Source organism: Stenotrophomonas lacuserhaii (assembly GCF_039674585.1).
In the GTDB taxonomy this organism is placed as follows: Bacteria; Pseudomonadota; Gammaproteobacteria; order Xanthomonadales; family Xanthomonadaceae; genus Stenotrophomonas; species Stenotrophomonas pennii_A.
On record NZ_JBDJNU010000033.1, the window covers coordinates 1 to 17,473 of the forward strand.

Annotated in this window: 14 protein-coding genes; 7 read left to right on the forward strand and 7 right to left on the reverse strand. The window is 67.6% G+C overall.

Annotated elements, in window-relative coordinates; translation table 11 throughout:
- Positions 1–151 precede the first annotated feature (151 nt).
- The 5 genes from ABE522_RS12765 to ABE522_RS12785 all read right to left on the reverse strand — a co-directional run bounded on the left by ABE522_RS12765 (position 152) and on the right by ABE522_RS12785 (position 4,308).
- Positions 152–343, reverse strand: a complete 192-nt coding sequence (locus ABE522_RS12765; RefSeq protein WP_346592016.1) for a hypothetical protein — start codon at positions 341–343, stop codon at positions 152–154.
- Between the two features lie 67 nt (positions 344–410).
- Positions 411–2,174 (reverse strand): ABC transporter transmembrane domain-containing protein, encoded by a 1,764-nt coding sequence (locus tag ABE522_RS12770; RefSeq protein WP_346592017.1) that lies wholly within the window; start codon positions 2,172–2,174, stop codon positions 411–413.
- On the reverse strand, positions 2,167–2,772 hold the full coding sequence (locus ABE522_RS12775) for an IMPACT family protein (RefSeq protein ID WP_346592018.1): 606 nt from the start codon (positions 2,770–2,772) through the stop codon (positions 2,167–2,169). The genes ABE522_RS12770 and ABE522_RS12775 overlap by 8 nt, the downstream gene beginning before the upstream one ends.
- 52 nt (positions 2,773–2,824) lie before the next feature.
- Positions 2,825–3,793 carry a hypothetical protein gene (locus ABE522_RS12780; RefSeq protein WP_346592019.1) on the reverse strand — a complete coding sequence of 323 codons (969 nt, stop codon included), beginning with the start codon at positions 3,791–3,793 and terminating at the stop codon, positions 2,825–2,827.
- Positions 3,790–4,308 (reverse strand): RNA polymerase sigma factor, encoded by a 519-nt coding sequence (locus ABE522_RS12785; protein ID WP_406846354.1) that lies wholly within the window; start codon positions 4,306–4,308, stop codon positions 3,790–3,792. The genes ABE522_RS12780 and ABE522_RS12785 overlap by 4 nt, the downstream gene beginning before the upstream one ends.
- A 245-nt stretch (positions 4,309–4,553) precedes the next feature.
- Here ABE522_RS12785 and ABE522_RS12790 point away from each other — a divergent pair, with 245 nt between their 5' ends.
- Positions 4,554–7,382 carry a bifunctional diguanylate cyclase/phosphodiesterase gene (locus tag ABE522_RS12790; protein ID WP_346592021.1) on the forward strand — a complete coding sequence of 943 codons (2,829 nt, stop codon included), beginning with the start codon at positions 4,554–4,556 and terminating at the stop codon, positions 7,380–7,382.
- Here the strand turns inward: ABE522_RS12790 and ABE522_RS12795 are convergent.
- Together ABE522_RS12795 and ABE522_RS12800 are read right to left on the reverse strand one after the other, a co-directional pair.
- Positions 7,379–7,972, reverse strand: a complete 594-nt coding sequence (locus ABE522_RS12795; protein WP_346592022.1) for an LOG family protein — start codon at positions 7,970–7,972, stop codon at positions 7,379–7,381. The genes ABE522_RS12790 and ABE522_RS12795 overlap by 4 nt on opposite strands.
- Before the next feature lie 112 nt (positions 7,973–8,084).
- On the reverse strand, positions 8,085–9,581 hold the full coding sequence (locus ABE522_RS12800; RefSeq protein ID WP_346592023.1) for an aminotransferase class III-fold pyridoxal phosphate-dependent enzyme: 1,497 nt from the start codon (positions 9,579–9,581) through the stop codon (positions 8,085–8,087).
- Between the two features lie 213 nt (positions 9,582–9,794).
- Here ABE522_RS12800 and queA point away from each other — a divergent pair, with 213 nt between their 5' ends.
- The 6 genes from queA to fabV all read left to right on the forward strand — a co-directional run bounded on the left by queA (position 9,795) and on the right by fabV (position 17,402).
- Complete coding sequence (queA, locus tag ABE522_RS12805) at positions 9,795–10,859, forward strand: tRNA preQ1(34) S-adenosylmethionine ribosyltransferase-isomerase QueA (protein WP_346592024.1); 1,065 nt, start codon at positions 9,795–9,797, stop codon at positions 10,857–10,859.
- 443 nt (positions 10,860–11,302) lie between these two features.
- Positions 11,303–12,433: a tRNA guanosine(34) transglycosylase Tgt gene (gene tgt / locus ABE522_RS12810; RefSeq protein WP_346592025.1), complete on the forward strand. Its 1,131-nt coding sequence runs from the start codon at positions 11,303–11,305 to the stop codon at positions 12,431–12,433.
- A gap of 131 nt (positions 12,434–12,564) precedes the next feature.
- Positions 12,565–12,909: a preprotein translocase subunit YajC gene (gene yajC / locus ABE522_RS12815; protein ID WP_042615071.1), complete on the forward strand. Its 345-nt coding sequence runs from the start codon at positions 12,565–12,567 to the stop codon at positions 12,907–12,909.
- Between the two features lie 62 nt (positions 12,910–12,971).
- Entirely contained in the window at positions 12,972–14,825 is a 1,854-nt protein-coding gene (gene secD, locus ABE522_RS12820; RefSeq protein ID WP_346592026.1) for a protein translocase subunit SecD, read from the forward strand.
- A 19-nt stretch (positions 14,826–14,844) separates the two neighbouring features.
- A complete protein-coding gene (secF, locus tag ABE522_RS12825) occupies positions 14,845–15,819 on the forward strand; it encodes a protein translocase subunit SecF (protein WP_346592027.1) in 975 nt (324 codons plus the stop codon).
- A gap of 323 nt (positions 15,820–16,142) precedes the next feature.
- Positions 16,143–17,402: an enoyl-ACP reductase FabV gene (gene fabV / locus ABE522_RS12830; RefSeq protein WP_346592028.1), complete on the forward strand. Its 1,260-nt coding sequence runs from the start codon at positions 16,143–16,145 to the stop codon at positions 17,400–17,402.
- The last annotated feature ends 71 nt before the right edge of the window (positions 17,403–17,473 follow it).

The window sequence follows — 17,473 nt, forward strand, 5'->3', positions numbered from 1 at the left end:
GGGCTGGGCGGGGGCGTTGAGCGCCATGGATGGCGCGAAACGAGGCCCGCATGGACGCAGTTTTTGCCGTCCCCCGCTCAGCCCCACCGCCCGGCCCAGACCGGTAGCTCGACAACAGCACACCGCGAGGGGGTCGCACCCGTTCGACCACTCAGATGCTCAACCGGACATCGCCGCCGGGCGTCACGAACTCCCGCCCACTGCGTACCAGCACACGCCCATCCTCCAGTTCGTACCGTGGCTCGGCGCGCGGGTCCTGCGCGGATGCATCTTCCGGCTTGAACTCGATGATGATGCGGCTTTCGCCATTGGAATCGGTCGCGGGAAACTGACGGAACGACATCGTCTACCTCCTTCACTCCACGGGTCTGCGGGGCAAGCGTGCGCCGTCCGTTGTTAGCCGCGCGTGGTCAGTCGATGAACTGCAGGCGAGCCAGTTCCGCGTACAGGCCGCCTTCGGCCAGCAGCTGTTCGTGCGTGCCCTGGGCGATGATGCGGCCGTGGTCCATCACCACGATGCGGTCGGCCTTGAGGATGGTCGCCAGGCGATGCGCGATCACCAGCGTGGTGCGTCCCGCCATCAGGCGTTCAAGCGCCTGCTGCACGGCGCGTTCGCTCTGCGCGTCCAGCGCGCTGGTCGCTTCGTCCAGCAACAGGATCGGGGCGTCCTTCAACAAGGCGCGGGCGATGGCGATGCGCTGCTGCTGGCCACCGGAAAGCCGTGCGCCACGCTCGCCCAGCTCGCTGTCATACCCTTCCGGCAGGGCACGCAGGAACTCATCGGCTTCGGCGGCGCGGGCAGCGGCTTCCACCTCGGCATCGCTGGCTTCCAGCCGCCCGTAGCGGATGTTGTCGCGCGCGCTGGCGGCGAACAGGGTGGGCTGCTGCGGCACCAGCGCCAGCTGGGCGCGCAGCGCCGCCGGATCCATCGCGCGCAGGTCGATGCCGTCCACGCTCAACGTACCCGAGCGCGGATCGTGGAAACGCAGCAGCAGCTGCAGCACCGTGCTTTTGCCGGCACCAGAGGGGCCGACCAGCGCCACCGTTTCGCCCGGCCGCACGTGCAGGCTGAAATGCTCCAGCGCGGCCGTATCCGGACGCTGCGGATAATGGAACACCACGTCGTCGAAACGGATCTCGCCCCGCAGCGGCACCGGCAACACCGCCGGCGAGGCCGGGGCGCGGATCTCGACGTCTTCCTGCAGCAGTTCGCTGATCCTGCCCATGCCGCCGGACGCGCGCTGCAGCTCGTTCCACACTTCCGCCAGCGCGCCCACCGAGCCGCCGCCGATCAGCGCATACAGCACGAACTGTCCCAGCGTACCGGCCGACAGGCGCCCCGCGATGACGTCGTGCGCGCCCAGCCAGAGCACCCCGACGATCGCGCCGAACACCAGCAGGATGGCACTGGCGGTGACCAGCGACTGTGCGCGGATGCGCCGCCGGGCAGCGCGGATCGAGTCTTTCAGCGCGTGGTCGAAACGGCCGCGTTCGTAGGGCTCGCGCGCGTGCGACTGCACCGTGCGCACTGCGCCCAGGGTTTCGGCGGCCAGGCTGTTGGCATCGGCGATGCGATCCTGGCTGTCGCGGGAGATGCCGCGCAGGCGACGCGCGCCGAGCACGATCGGCAGCACCGCCAGCGGAATGCCGAGCAGGGCCCAGGCGGCCAGCCGCGGGCTGGTCACGAACAGCATCACCAGGCTGCCGACCACGGTGACACTGCTGCGCAGGGCCACCGACATGGTGGAGCCGATCACGCTGCGCAGCAGTTCGCTGTCGGCGGTCAGTCGCGATACCAGTTCGCCACTGCGGTTGCGGTCATGGAAGCCGGCGCCGAGGGTGATCAGGTGCCCGTACAGCTGGGCGCGCAGGTCGGCGACCACCTTTTCACCAAGCAGCGAGACGAAGAAGAAACGTGCCGCCGTGGCCAGCGCCATCACCACCGCCACGACCATCAGCAAGGCAAACGCGCGGTTGATCTGGCCGCCGCCGGTGAAGCCGTGGTCGATCATCTGCTTGACCGCCGGCGGCAGGCTGAGCGTAGCCGCCGACGACACTGCCAGCGCCACCAGCCAGGCACTGAACAACCCTGCGTGGCGGCGCACGAAAGGCCACAACGTGCCCAGGCTGCCAAGGCGCTTGAGAGCGGGGCGGGACGCGTCGGGGTCAGTCATCAGTGCGGGACTCGGAAGGAAAGTACAGGCGTACCCGGTTACGGGTGGCGTCGCGCAGGCGCGTTTTCAATGCATCGCACTGGTCGGCAGGCAGTTCGACCTGCATGACGGCGCCATCGGCGGTGAAGGTTTCTTCCTGCTTTACCGCCAGGTGCGCGGCCAGTGCGGCATGCAGGGTGCCGAGGTCCTCGAACGGGGCGAGGATCTGCAGGTGTGCCAGCGCCACCAGCGGCTCACGTGGGGCGATCCGCAGGCATTCGGCGGCGGTACCACCGTACGCGCGCACCAGCCCGCCGGCGCCCAGCTTGATGCCGCCGTACCAGCGGGTGACCACCACCATGACCCGGTCGAACCCCTGGCCGTCGATGGCCGCCAGGATCGGCCGGCCGGCCGTGCCCGATGGTTCGCCGTCATCACTGGACCGGTATTCATTGCCATGCCGGTAAGCCCAGCAGTTGTGGGTGGCGTCGGCAACGGCGACCTGCTGAAGGAACTCCAGCGCGTGGCCGGCGTCGCGGATCGGCGCGGCGTGCGCCAGGAATCGGCTGTGCTTGATGTCCAGGCAGTGGTCGACAGCAGCGGCGAGGGTATCGAGCATCCCTGCGATCTTACCGCGCGCACGCCAGGCAGGTGCCGACGCCGGGACGGCGTCAGTCGGCGAGCAGGGGCTGCAGGTCACGCGGCAGGCGGGTTTCCGGATACTGCGCCAGATAGCGCTCCAGGCTGGCCCGCGCCAGGTCAACGTCACCGGCATCGCGACGCTGGCGGATCCTCTGCAGCCATTTCCGCCGCGTCAGTCGTGCATCGGCCTCCACTTCCCGCTGCACGCTTGCGGCACTCGGCGAGGGCGATGCCGTCGCGCTGGCCGGGTCCGTGCTGCGCTGCGCGCGGAAAGCCGGGTCGGCAGGGGCGAACTTGCCGAGCGCTTCCGTGGCAGGCGCTGGCGCGGGCATCACCGCAGGCGCAGGCGCAGCGGGTGGCGGCGTCGGCGAAGCGGCAGGCTGCGGCGGCATGCGCGCAGCGTCCGCCGTGCGAGCGCGGAAGGCCTGCGGGGCGGGCGCATCCATTGTTGCGGGGCTGGCGGATGGCACTGCCGGTGCCTGCGCGGGCGGGGGGGCAGGTGGCTGCACCGGCGCGACCGGCGCGGCCGGCTTCGGCGCGCTGATGACCGCGGGTGCGGGTGCCGCCTCGGCGGTCGGCGGGTGGCGGGCGGGCGCGGGGGATCGCGCGGCTTCATGTCCGGCCGCCGCGGCGGGGGACGGCGCAGCCGCGTCCACTGGCCCAGCCGATGCGCGGCTGTCCATCTCCTGCAACGCAGGCGCCTGCGGCGGTTCCGGACGCATCTGCCAGGCCAGCCCCACCGCGAAGATCACCGAGGCGGCAACACCGGCCGCAGCCTGCCAGCGCGGGCGACGCCGCTGCCGGCGCGGCGCCTGCAGGGGGGCGTCGGCCGCTGCATCGGATCCGGCATCGTGCGTCGGCTGCGCCTGCCCCAGCGACGCGCGTGCCGCGCCCAGCACGGCGGCATCCACGGCGGCCGGTGGGGCCTTGTCCAGCCGGCCGCCAAGCAGCCGGGCCAGTTCGCGTTCTTCGGGGGTCAAGGGATCGCGACCGTTCATGGGGTCAATCCTGCACGCAGTTTGTCCATCGCATAGCGCAGGCGCGACTTCACCGTTTCCCGGCCGACGCCGGTGACCTGGGCGATCTCTTCCAGGCTGAGTTCCTGCTCCAGCCGCAGCAGCACCACTTCGCGCTGGTCCGGGGGAAGGGCATCCAGGGCCTGCTGCACGCGGCGCCGCTGTTCAAAGCCGTTCAGTTCGGTTTCCGGGGTATGGCCGTCGACCACTGCTTCCACCCGCGCTTCGGCGTCTGCCGGCGCGGGCGGGCGGTGGCGTGCCGCGCGCCAGTGATCGTTCAGCCTGTTGTGCGCGATCCGGAACAGCCAGGTGCTGAAGGCGGCGTCGGGTTGCCAGCCGGCGCGGGCGGCGATCACCCGCTGCCACACGTCCTGGAACATCTCCTCGGCCAGGCCGGGGTCGCGCAGCTGGCGCAGCAGGAAACCGTGCAGGCGCCGGCGTTGGCGCTCGTACAGCGCCTGGAAGGCGGGCAGGTCGCCGCCGGCCCAGGCCAGCATCAAGGCTTCATCGGTTGGCAATGCGGCGGTATCCACGGCGGACAGGGTAAGGCTTGCCTGCGACGGCGCATAGCCGGTCACGAGAGGGGGAAGGGCAGCGGCCGGGGAAGCGGAAATGGACATGTCCCGAGCGTCAACGCACGGGGGGCTGGAACGGGGTTGCAGGGCGGCAAATTCAGGCGGCGGAAAGCGCTATGCTCCGCGCACAGGGGAGGTGTCGGGAGTTCCCGCACCATGGGGTCGTCATGTTGTCCAGTCAGATCGTTGCACCCACGATGGAAGCACCGCGCCAGGCGGTGGTGACCGCCGGATTGCTGGAGGCCCTGTGTGGCCTGTTGCCCGACCGTGCCTGCCTGTGGGTGGACTGGGACGATCCGTTGCTGGGGCAGGGCAGCCAGTGCCATCCGCCGCAGGCGATGCCGTCATTGCGCGCGGCCGGTCCGCAGCAGGCGCAGCACGCGCAATGGCAGCACGACGGCGCGCGCATCGGCCTGCGTGTCGAAGGCGCAGCGGTGCCCGCGGGCTGGTGGTCGGTCGCCCGCGAAGCGCTTCAACTGGGGCTGCAGCAGGCCCGCCAGGCCGGCCAGATCCATGCGCTGGAAGATGCCAAGCGGCTGCAGCAGGCGTTGTACGAGATCGCCGACCTGTCCGGTGCGGAGTTGGAAATGGCCGAGATGCTGCGGCACGTCCATCGCGTCCTGAACACCCTGATGTACGCGCACAACTGCTTCATCGTCGAGTACGACGATGTGCGGCAGATCGTCCGTTTCCTGTACTTCGCCGACCAGATCGATGATTTCATCGCCGATCCTTCGCGCGCCTATGCCGAAAGCGAGCTGCCCGGCAGCCTGACCTTCGCCCTGCTGCAGCACGGGCAACCGCTCAGTGGTCCCTCGCGCCAACTGCTGGCCAGCGTGGGCCAGGATGGGCAGCATTGGCGAGGGCCGGAAAGCCTGGACTGGCTGGGTGTGCCGATGCTGCGCGAGGGCCGGGTGTGCGGGGCGATCGTGGTGCAGAGCTACGACCAGCACGACCGCTACGGCGAGGCGGACCGCGCACTGCTCGGCTTCGTTGCCCAGCACGTGCGCACCGCGATGGACCGGCGCCAGGCCCAGGTGCAGCTGGAGCGGCAGGTGGAGCGACGCACCCTGGAACTGCAGCGTGCCAACCGCAGCCTGCAGGATGAAGTCTTCGAACGCCGCCGCGCCGAAAAGCTGCAGGCCGCGCTGTATGGCATCGCCGAACTGGCGATGCAGGCCGAAAGCCTGTCGCAGTTCCACGCGCAGGTGCACGGCATCGTCGGCACATTGCTGGACGCGCGGAACTTCTACATCGCCCTGGTCAACGAGACGGGCGACGGGCTGGAGTTCGTCTATTCGGTCGACGAGTACACCGTCGAGCGCGCACCGCGTCCCTTCAGCCAGGGGCTGACCGAGCACGTGGTGCGCGAGCGCCGGCCGCTGCTTGCCGCGCGTGCCGACATCGACGCGATGATCGAAGCCGGACACGTGCGCGAATCCGGGGTGCGCTCGCAGTGCTGGCTCGGCGTTCCGCTGCTGCGCGATGACGACGTGGTCGGGGTGATCGTGGTGCAGAGCTACAGCCCGGACGTGGCGTTCACCGCGCACGACCAGCGCCTGTTGACCTTCGTGGCGCAGAACATCGGCGCGGGACTGGCGCGGCAGCGCGACCAGGAGCGGTTGCGACGGGCACATGCAGGACTGGAACAGCGTGTCGAGGAACGCACCCGCGAGCTGGGCGAGGTGAACGAGAAGCTGCTGGGACAGATCGCCGAACGGCTGCGCGCCGAACAGCGGCTGACCCACCAGGCCATGCACGATGGCCTGACCGGCCTGCCCAACCGCATCCACCTGCTGGACCGGCTGGAGGACGCGCTGCTGCGCGCGCGCAAGGGAGAGGGCGGTGAGTTTGCCGTGCTGTTCCTGGACCTGGACCGCTTCAAACTGGTCAACGACAGCATCGGCCATGCGGCCGGTGACCAGATGCTGGTCGAGGTGGCCAAGCGCATCGTCTCGATGCTCGGCCCGGGCAACGTGGTGGCGCGGCTGGGCGGGGACGAGTTCGCCATCCTGCTGCAATGCCCGCAGGGCCTTGCGCAGGCGTTGGACTTCTCACAGCGCATGCTGCTGGCGCTGCAGGAGTCGATGTGGGTGGCGGGGCGCGAGCTGTTCCCTTCCGGCAGCCTGGGCATCGCGCTGTGGAATGCGCGCTACCAGCGCGGCGAAGAGCTGCTGCGGGATGCCGATGCGGCGATGTACCGCGCCAAGGCGCAGGGCCACGACCGCTGCGCGATCTTCGACGAGGACATGCGCGAACAGGCGATGCGCAGCCTGGACCTGGAATCCGACCTGCGCCGGGCGATCATCAACCACGACTTCCTGCCGTACTACCAGCCCATCGTGCGGCTGGCAGACGGGGTGGTGGTCGGCCACGAGGCCCTCCTTCGCTGGCAGCACGAGACCCGCGGAATGCTGTTGCCGGGCGCATTCCTGGACCTGGGCGAAGGCAGCGGGCTGATCGAACAGGTCGACTGGCTGATCTACGAGCAGGTGATCGCCGGGCTGTCACGCGGCGGCAGCGGCTATGTGTCGGTCAATGTGTCGCCGCGTCATTTCCGTTCCGCCGAGTTCAGCAAACGGCTGTTCGGGTTGATCGAAGCCTTCGACGCCGATCCGCACCGGCTGCGGCTGGAGATAACCGAAGTCGCCCTGCTCGACGAAGGCCCACGCACCCTGCGCGTGCTGCAGGCGTTGCGCGAGCGCGGCATCCTGGTGCAGCTGGATGATTTCGGCACGGGCTTCTCCGCGCTCTCCTACCTGCACCGGTTCCCGATTTCCACGCTGAAGATCGACCAGAGCTTCATCGCCGGACTCAACGGCCCGGACGCGCAGAGCACCCTGGCGTTGGTGGAAGGGGTGGTGTCGCTGGCGCGGACCATGGGTATCAACACCATCGCCGAAGGCATCGAGACCGAAAGCCAGCGCCAGATCCTGCTGGGCCTGGGCTGCGACTACGGCCAAGGCTACCTGCTGGGCCGCCCGGCCCCGCGTTAGACGAGCGCGTTGCGGCGCTTTTCGTCGATCCACTTGGAGGCTTGGGCGGGCTCATAGCTGCGCATCCAGTCCAGCATCGCGTCGATGTCCTGGCCGTACCAGAGGTCCGCGCGCTGCGCCGGGTGCAGGAAGCGCTCTTCGACCATGCGGTCGATCATCCCGATCAGCGGGGCGTAGAAGCCGTCCACGTCCAGGAAGGCGCATGGCTTGTTGCCGATGCCGAGCTGGCGCCAGGTCAGCATCTCGAAGATTTCTTCCATCGTGCCGAAGCCGCCGGGCAGGGCGACGAAAGCGTCGGACAGCTCGAACATGCGCAACTTGCGTTCGTGCATGGAGCCGACCACTTCCAGCGTGGTCAGGCCGCGATGGGCCACTTCCCAGTCCGCCAGCTGCTGCGGGATCACGCCGGTGACTTCGCCGCCGGCTTCCAGTGCGGCATTGGCCACCGTGCCCATCAGGCCGACGTTGCCGCCACCGTAGACCAGGCGCAGGCCGTCACGGGCGATGCGGTCACCCAGCGCGATCGCGCGTTCGGTATAGATCGGCTTGCTGCCTGCGTTGGAGCCGCAATAGACACAGAGGGACTTCATGGGGGATTCCTTGAAACGAAAGCGCCCCGCCGGGGGCGGGGTGCGGGTTGGGCGTTCAACCGCATTTTACCTGCTGGCACCGGACGCTGCCCGGTGCCAGTGGCGGCGGGGTTCAGGCGGCCTGGGCCTGCTCGCGCCGCGGGCCTTCGCGCAAGGCGCGGCCGACCATGCCGACCAGCAGTTCCAGCTCGCTGCTGTCCATGCCGAAGTGCGGGGTGAAGCGCAGCGAGCGTTCCCCGCCGTGGATGACATTGACGCCCTGGCGACGCAGCCATTCTTCGGTGGAACCGGCGCCATAGCATTTGAACTGCGGAGCCAGTTCGCAGGAGAACAGCAAGCCGGTGCCCTGCACCTTGGTGATCAGTCCGCCCAGTTCGTCCTTCAGCTTTTCCAGCCTGCGCAGGGCTTCGGCACCGCGCTCGGCGATGTTGCCGCGCACTTCCGGGGTGAGCTGGGCCAGCGTGGCGCAGGCCACGTCCAGCGCGCGCGGGTTGCTGGTCATGGTGTTGCCATAGATGCCCTTGCGGTACAGCTGCGCGGCACGTTCGTTCACTGCCAGCACCGACAGTGGGTACTGGGCGGCATTCAGCGCCTTTGAATAGGTTTCCATGTCCGGCGCATCCAGGCCTTCGAAGCCGGGGTAATCCACCACCGATAGCACGCCGTGGGCGCGCAGGCCGGCCTGGATGGAATCGATCAGCAGCAGGCTGCCGTGGGTGCGGGTCAGTTCGCGGGCCAGCGCATAGAACGCCGGCGGTACCGAGCGGCCCGGATCACCTTCGCCCATCACCGGCTCCAGGAACACCGCTTCGATGAACCAGTTGCTGCGCGCTGCCTCGTCGAACACCGCGCGCAGGGCGGCTTCGTCATACGGGGCGATGGCGATCACCGAGTCTTCGTCGCGGTAGCTGGCGAGGTACTGCTGGTAGGTGCGCCGGCTGGAATCGGAATACAGCGCAGGGCGATCGGTGCGGCCATGGAAGCTGCCCTTGATCACCACCCGCTTGACCGCGGCACCGGCATGCGGGGCGCCTGGATCGGTCTGCAGTTTGCTGTTCACATCGGCGATGCGCGCGGCCAGGCCGACCGCTTCCGAACCGGAATTGAGGCACATGAAACGGGTGAACGGACAACCGCCACGGCGATGGCCGATCTCCGCACGCAGCGCCTTGACGAAGCGCTGCTGGGACAGGCTCGGGGTCATGATGTTGGCCATCACCTGTGGCTGGGCCATCGCCTCCATCACCGCGTCCGGGGTGTGGCCGAAGCCGAGCATGCCGTAGCCGCCGGCGTCGTACAGCACCGCGCCCTTGAGGGTCACCACCCACGGTCCGCGTGCGGTCAAGGCGACATACGGCGTCACCGCATCGTCGGCGTAGAAGTTGATGAAGCCGTCCTGCATGGCGTCGATCTGGGCCTGTTCGTCCAGCGCAAGCACCTCGCCCAGCTCACCTCGCACACGGGAGAATTCGGCTGCGGCGGCATCCACGGCGGCCACCAGCGCGGGGTGGGACGCTGCAAGGCGCTCCAGCGTGGCGTCATCCAGGCCGGTGGTCAGGCGGGTGCCGGGCTGGGTACGAAGGGGGGCGAGGCGTTCGATGAAGCTCATTGCAGATCTCCTGAAACGATAGGTCGCACGGCCCCGTAAAAGCACAACGCGCGGCAAGCGCGCGCGTCGGGTCATGGCTCGTGCATTCGGACTTCCGTTTCGATGCTAGCACGCGGTTTTTTGCGCGATAACCCCGCGCGTTCGCTGCTGCATGGCAGCATTTTCGCGGGTGTTTGCCGCCAACTACGTTGTCCATCGGTGGCCGGTCGTACAATGCGCGCCATTGCCGACCTGTTGCTGCGTGTTCCCTTGAAGAAGTCCGATTTCCATTACGACCTTCCCGCTGGACTGATTGCCCAGTCGCCGCTGCCGGAGCGCTCGGCCAGCCGCCTGCTGCTGGTGCCGCCGGCGCCAGGCACGCTGCAGGATGCGCATGTGCGCGACCTGTCCGCGCTGCTGCGCGAAGGTGATCTGCTGGTGTTCAACGATACCCGGGTGATCCCGGCGCGGCTGTTCGGCCAGAAGGCGAGCGGCGGCCGGGTGGAGATCCTGATCGAACGTCTGCTCGGCGCGCAGCAGGCGAGGGCGCAGGTGGGGGCCAGCAAGACCCCCAAGCCGGGCAGCCGCATTGCCCTGGATGCCGGTGGCGAGGTGGAAGTGCTGGGTCGCGATGGCGAGTTCTACGTGCTGCAGTTCCATGTGCCCGAACCGCTGGAGCAGTGGCTGCTGCATGCCGGCCGGCTGCCGTTGCCGCCGTACATCCAGCGTGAGCCGGGCCTGGACGACCGCGAGCGCTACCAGACGGTGTTTGCCCGCGAGATCGGTGCGGTGGCCGCGCCGACGGCCGGCCTGCACTTCGATGAAGCGCTGCTGGCGGCGTTGCAGGCCAGGGGCGTGGGCTTCGGCCACGTCACCCTGCACGTCGGCGCGGGTACCTTCCAGCCGGTCCGCGCGGACGACCTGAAAGACCATGTGATGCACCGCGAATGGCTGAATGTCGGCGCGGAACTGGTGCAGCAGGTGCGGCGCACGCGTGAGGCTGGTGGCCGGGTGATCGGGGTGGGGACTACGGTGGTGCGGGCGCTGGAAAGCGCGATGCGCGATGGCGAGTTGCTGCCGTTTGCCGGGGAAACCCAGATCTTCATCACCCCGGGCTACCGGATCCGCAGCGTGGACGCGATGGTGACCAATTTCCATCTCCCGGAGAGCACGCTGTTGATGATGATTTCCGCGTTTGCCGGGAAGGAGCGGGTGTTCGAGGCTTACCGGCATGCGATCGAGCAGCGCTACCGCTTCTTCAGCTACGGCGATGCGATGTTGTTGTTCCCGCAGGGGTGATCGGTTTTCTGTTGGTCTGCGTGACTCCGTGTCCCCGTGTGCGAGCCGGGAACAGGCCCCACGGGACACGCCGTGAATCCATCCATGGAGTCTCGTTTCCGCCCGTCCGGGGCTCCAACGGTCCCGTGGGGCCTGTTCCCGGCTCGCCGGACAGGTTCATGCGTGCGGCAGGCGAAGAGCGCCCGTGCGGTGGGTGGGAGTGAAAAGCAGCCGGCCTGTGGCCAGCCACCGCGGCGGGCGCGGAATCCGGAAGGCGCGGGTGGGGCAGGTTGCACGGGACCCTGTGAGGCAGGAGCCGAACTGGAGCCCCCATGGACGGGTTCACGGCGTGTCCGGTGCAGCCTGCCCCGCCCGCGCCAGCTGGGAGCAAGCAGGCGCTGCCTTTCGCGGTAAACCGAAAAGTACGAGACAATACAAAACTATCTGTCCCGAACAACCGCACCATGTCCCGACTGCAGTTCCAGCTCCAGACCACTGATGGCCGTGCCCGCCGTGGCCGCCTGACCTTCCCGCGCGGAACCGTGGAAACCCCCGCGTTCATGCCGGTCGGCACCTATGGCTCGGTCAAGGGCATCTTTCCCGACCAGGTGCGTGCCCTGGGCGCGGAAATCATCCTCGGCAATACCTTCCACCTGTACCTGCGCCCGGGCCTGGACGTCATCGCCGACCACGGCGGCCTGCACGGCTTCGCGCGCTGGGATGGCCCGATCCTGACCGACTCCGGCGGCTTCCAGGTGTTCTCGCTGGCGCATCGCCGCAAGATCACCGAACAGGGCGTGACCTTCGCTTCGCCCACCGACGGCGCCCGGGTTTTCCTCGGTCCCGAGGAAAGCATGAAGATCCAGAAGGTGCTGGATTCGGACGTGGTGATGATCTTCGACGAGTGCACGCCGTACCCCGCCACCGAAGACGTCGCCCGGCGTTCCATGGAACTCAGCCTGCGCTGGGCCCAGCGTTCGCGCGACGCCCACGATGGCCTGGGCAATGATGCCGCGCTGTTCGGCATCGTCCAGGGCGGGGTGCACACCGACCTGCGCAGCCGCTCGGCCGAGGCCCTGCAGCAGATCGGGTTCGACGGCTACGCCATCGGCGGGCTGGCCGTGGGCGAACCCGAGCATGAACGCAACGCCATGCTGGACCACCTGCATCCGGCGCTGCCGTCGGACCATCCGCGCTACCTGATGGGCGTGGGCCGGCCGGAAGACCTGGTGGAAGGCGTGGCCCGCGGCGTGGACATGTTCGACTGCGTGATGCCGACCCGCAACGCGCGCAACGGCCACTATTTCACCTCCTTCGGCACGGTGCGCATCCGCAACGCGCGCTATGAGCGCGACATGGACCCGATCGAACCGGGCTGCGGCTGCTTCGCCTGCAGCGGGGGCTATACCCGCTCCTACCTGCGCCACCTGGACCGCTGCAATGAAATGCTGGCGCCGATGCTGGGCACGATCCACAACCTGTTCTATTACGAGAAACTGATGGCCGACATGCGCGCGGCCATCGGCGCGGGAACCTTCGAGGCGTTCCGCGGGTCTTTCTACGCAGCCCGGGGGGCTGCCGTCCCGCCGCTTTGAGCGGCCGCCCCCTGCCGAAGGGCCCAAGGACGAATCCCTGGGCCCGTGGCATACTTCACGGCTGACACCGATCTGCGGTCGCGCCCGGCCACTCGTGGCACCGGAGCGCCGCCCAACCAAAGGACTCCACGATGAACCTGCTTGCTTTCCTGATTCCCGCCGCCCACGCCCAGGCTGCCGGCGGCCAACCGCAGGGCTTCACCATGACCACCCTGCTGTTCCCGGTCATCCTGATCGCCATCATGTACTTCCTGATGATCCGCCCGCAGATGAAGCGGCAGAAGGAGCACAAGGCCATGCTGGAGAAGATCAAGCGCGGCGACGAAGTGCTGACCAACGGTGGCATCGCCGGCGTGGTCACCGACATCGGTGACAACTTCGTCACCCTGGAAGTGGCCGACAACGTGCGCATCCGCGTGCAGAAGGGCGCTGTCGGCAACGTGCTGCCGGCCGGCACCCTGAAGTCGGCCGTCTGATCCATTCCCTTTTCTGAAGCACAACCGCGGCGCCGGGGATGGCGCCGCGCGGGAACCTCGCAATGCTCGAATTTCCACGCTGGAAGTACGTCGTCATCCTGATCGTCCTTGCGATCAGCACGCTGTATGCGCTGCCCAACATCTACCAGAAGGATCCGGCCATCCAGATCACCGCCAACCGCGGCGGCCTGGTGGATTCAGCGCTGCGTGACCGCGTGCTGGCCGATCTGAAGCAGACCGGCGTCACGCCCATGGCGGCCGAAGTGGAAGGTGACAGCCTGATCGTCCGCCTGCCGGACCTGCAGGCGCAGACCGCCGCCAACGACGTGCTCAAGCAGAGCGTCGGCGAGGACTACGTGGTGGCGCTGAACCTGGCCTCCACCGTGCCGGACTGGCTGTCCAACCTGGGCGCGCGGCCGATGACGCTGGGCCTGGATCTGCAGGGCGGCGTGCATTTCGTGCTGCAGGTCGACCAGAAGGCCGCGCTGGACAAGCGCCTGGACAGCTACACCGAAGACGTGCGTACCACCCTGCGTGACGCGCGCATTCCGTACCAGTCGGTCGAACGCCGCGCGGACAACAGCATCGTCGCCAACCTGAGCCCCAGCGCGGGCGAGGGCGCTGGCCTGCGTGCCCGTGATGCGCTGTTCAAGTCGCAGCCGACGCTGGGCTTCGAAGTCACCGGCAACCGGGTGACCGTCAGCCTGCCGGATGCCGAGCTGGCCGCCATCGCCAACGGGGCCATCGAGCAGAACGTCAACACGCTGCGCAACCGCGTCAACCAGCTCGGCGTGGCCGAACCGATCATCCAGCGCCAGGGTGCCGACCGCGTGGTCGTGCAGCTGCCCGGCGTGCAGGACACCGCCGAAGCCAAGCGCATGATCGGCGCCACCGCCACCCTGGAATACCGCGCGGTGATCGAAGGCAATGCGCAGGACGCCGTCGCCACCGGTCGCATTCCGCCCGAAGCCAAGGTCTACCAGCTGCGCGACAACCGCGGCCCGGTGCTGCTGGCCAAGCGCGTGATCGTCACCGGTGACCAGATGGTCGCCGCCCAGGCCACCACCGACCAGAACGGTTCGGCGGCGGTCAGCGTGACGCTGAACAATGTCGGCGGACAGCGCATGTTCGACTTCACCAGCGCCAACGTGAACAAGCCGATGGCGGTGGTGTACACCGAGCGCATCCCCAGCGTTGAAACCGTGGATGGCAAGGAAGTGCGCAGCTTCCGGGTCAAGGAGGAGGTCATTTCGGTGGCCAACATCAACGGCGTGTTCGGCAAGAATTTCCAGACCACCGGTCTGGAGAAGCGAGAGTCCGAAGACCTGGCCAAGCTGCTGAAGTCCGGCTCGCTGGCCGCGCCGATGGACTTCGTGGAAGAGAAGATCGTCGGCCCCAGCCTGGGTGCGGAGAACGTGCAGCGCGGTGTTACCGCGGTGGGCTTCGCCTTCCTGTTCACGCTGGTGTTCTTCAGCGTGTACTACCGCATGTTCGGCGTCATCACCTCGGTGGCGATGCTGTTCAACCTGCTGATCGTGGTCGCGGTGATGTCCTTGTTCGGTGCCACCATGACCCTGCCGGGCTTTGCCGGCCTGGCGTTGTCGATCGGCCTGTCGGTGGATGCGAACGTGCTGATCAACGAGCGTATCCGCGAAGAGCTGCGTGCGGGCATGCCCGCCAAGGCGGCCATCGTGGCCGGTTACGAGAAGGCCTCCGGGACCATCCTCGACGCCAACCTGACCGGCATGCTGGCGGGTGTGGCGCTGTACGCCTTCGGTACCGGTCCGTTGAAGGGTTTCGCGGTGACCATGATCGTCGGCATCCTCGCCTCGATGTTCACCGCCATTACCGTTTCCCGCGCCCTTGCGGTGCTGTTGTACGGCAGCCGCAAGAAGCTCAAGACCCTGGCCATCTGACGGGAAAAGGATCGATACCATGAAATTGTTTCCGCTCCACCTGATCCCGAACGACACCAAGTTCGATTTCATGCGCACCCGGTGGATCGCCATCGGCATCGCCGCGCTGGTGTTCATCGCCGCGCTGGGCAGCATCATCGGCAAGGGCTTCAACTACGCGCTGGATTTCACCGGCGGCACCGTGGTGGAAGTGCGATTCGATCGTCCGGCTGACGTTGACGCCGTGCGCGGGCACCTGGAAAACGCCGGGTATGACGGCGCCCAGGTGCAGAGCTTCGGCAGCGGCAGCGACCTGCTGATCCGCCTGCAGCCGCAGGCCCAGGCCGAAGGCGAGAGCGCCGGCGATGCCAACAACCGCACGGCCGAAGCGGTGCGTTCGGCCGTGTCGCTGGAAGGCAATCCCGCGACCGTGCTGTCTTCGGAGTTCGTCGGTCCGCAGGTCGGCAAGGAGCTGGCACTGAACGGCCTGTACGCCGCGCTGTTCGTGCTGGTCGGCTTCCTGATCTACATCGGTTTCCGCTTCGAATGGAAGTTCGCGGTGGTGGCCATCATCACCACCCTGTTCGACGTGCTGGTGGTCGCCGGCTACTTCTCCTTCAGCGGCCGCGAGTTCGATCTGACCGTGCTGGCCGGCCTGCTGTCGGTGATGGGTTTCTCCATCAACGACACCATCGTGGTGTTCGACCGTGTCCGCGAGAACTTCCGCAGCCTGCGCGTGGAGCCGCTGGAAGTGATGAACCGCTCGATCAACCAGACCCTGTCGCGCACCATCATCACCTCGCTGGTGTTCTTCCTGTCGGTGCTGGCGCTGTATCTCTACGGCGGCGGTTCGCTGGAAGGGTTGGCCCTGAGCCAGATGATCGGCGCGGTGATCGGCACGCTGTCCTCGATCTTCATCGCCTGCCCGCTGCTGACAATGGGCGTGCTGGCGGTGACCAAGCAGGACCTGCTGCCCAAGGCCAAGGACGAAGAAGCCCTGGCCCGCCGCCCATAAGAAGGCAGCCGGCAAACAGGAAAAAGCCGCACGAAAGTGCGGCTTTTTTTTGCTTTTTTTCCTCCCCGCACGCGCCACGGGGCACGAGGGATCTGTCAGGAGAGGGAGCTGCCGGGGCGGGGCGGGACGCTGAGCCGCATGGATGCGGCGACGCAGCCTACAAGGACGTACTTGCGGCGTGTCCCACCCCGGCCCGGCAGCTCCCTCGGAACCCTGCGCTGCATACGCCCCCGTCGGTTGTGCATAATCCCCCCGCACACTACGATTCCAGCGTTTCGTGCACGCGCGCCAGCGCGCCGCACCTGTCCCACACCGAGGTATCCATGGTCATCAAACCGCGCGTCCGCGGCTTCATCTGCGTCACCACCCATCCCACCGGCTGCGATGCGGCGGTCAAGCAGCAGATCGACTACATCAGCGCCCGACCCAAGATCGTCAACGGTCCCAAGCGCGTGCTGGTGATCGGCGCCTCCACCGGCTACGGCCTCGCTGCGCGCATCACCGCCGCTTTCGGCAGCGACGCCGCCACGCTGGGCGTGTTCTTCGAAAAGCCCGGCAGCGAAACCAAGCCCGGCAGCGCCGGCTGGTACAACTCGGCCGCGTTCCACAAGTACGCCGGCCAGGCCGGACTGTATGCGAAGAGCGTGAACGGCGATGCGTTCTCCGATGAAGTGAAGGACCAGGTCATCGCGCTGATCAAGGCCGATCTTGGACAGGTCGACCAGGTGGTCTACAGCCTGGCCTCGCCGCGCCGCAAGCACCCCAAGACCGGCGAAGTGATCACCTCCACGCTCAAGCCGATCGGCGCGCCGATCACCCTGCGCGGCCTGGACACCGACAAGGTCAAGCTGACCGAAACCCACCTGGAACCGGCCACCGAGGAAGAAATCGCCGGCACCGTGGCGGTGATGGGCGGCGAAGACTGGCAGATGTGGATCGACGCGCTGGCGGCGGCCGGCGTGCTGGCCGAAGGCTGCACCACCACCGCCTTCACCTACGTCGGTGAAGAGATCACCCAGGCGATCTACTGGAACGGCAGCATCGGCGCGGCCAAGAAGGACCTGGACCAGAAGGTGCTGGGCCTGCGCGAGAAGCTGGCCGCGATCGGCGGCGATGCCCGCGTATCGGTGCTGAAGGCGGTGGTTACCCAGGCCAGTTCGGCGATCCCGACCATGCCGCTGTACCTGTCGCTGCTGTTCAAGGTGATGAAGGAAAAGGGCACCCATGAAGGCTGCATCGAGCAGCTCGACGTGCTCTACGACATCCTCTACGGCGGCAAGGCCGACGGCACCGCGGTGGAGCGCCTGCGCCACGACCTGACCGATGCCGAGGGCCGCCACGTCGAGCTGATCGACGACGCCGGCCGCCTGCGCGCGGACTACAAGGAAATGGCGCCGGGCGTGCAGGCCGAAGTGCTGGAATTGTGGCCGCAGGTGACCGATGAGAACCTGTACGAGATCAGCGACCTGGAAGGCTACAAGGCCGATTTCCTGCGCCTGTTCGGCTTCGGCGTGGAGGGCGTGGACTATGACGCCGACGTGGATCCGGACGTGAAGATCGACAACCTGGTCGACATGACCTGAGTCGGGCGGGGGACGACCGTGGGTCGTCGCCTGCAACGGTGTGACGACCAACGGTCGTCACCCACCCTAGG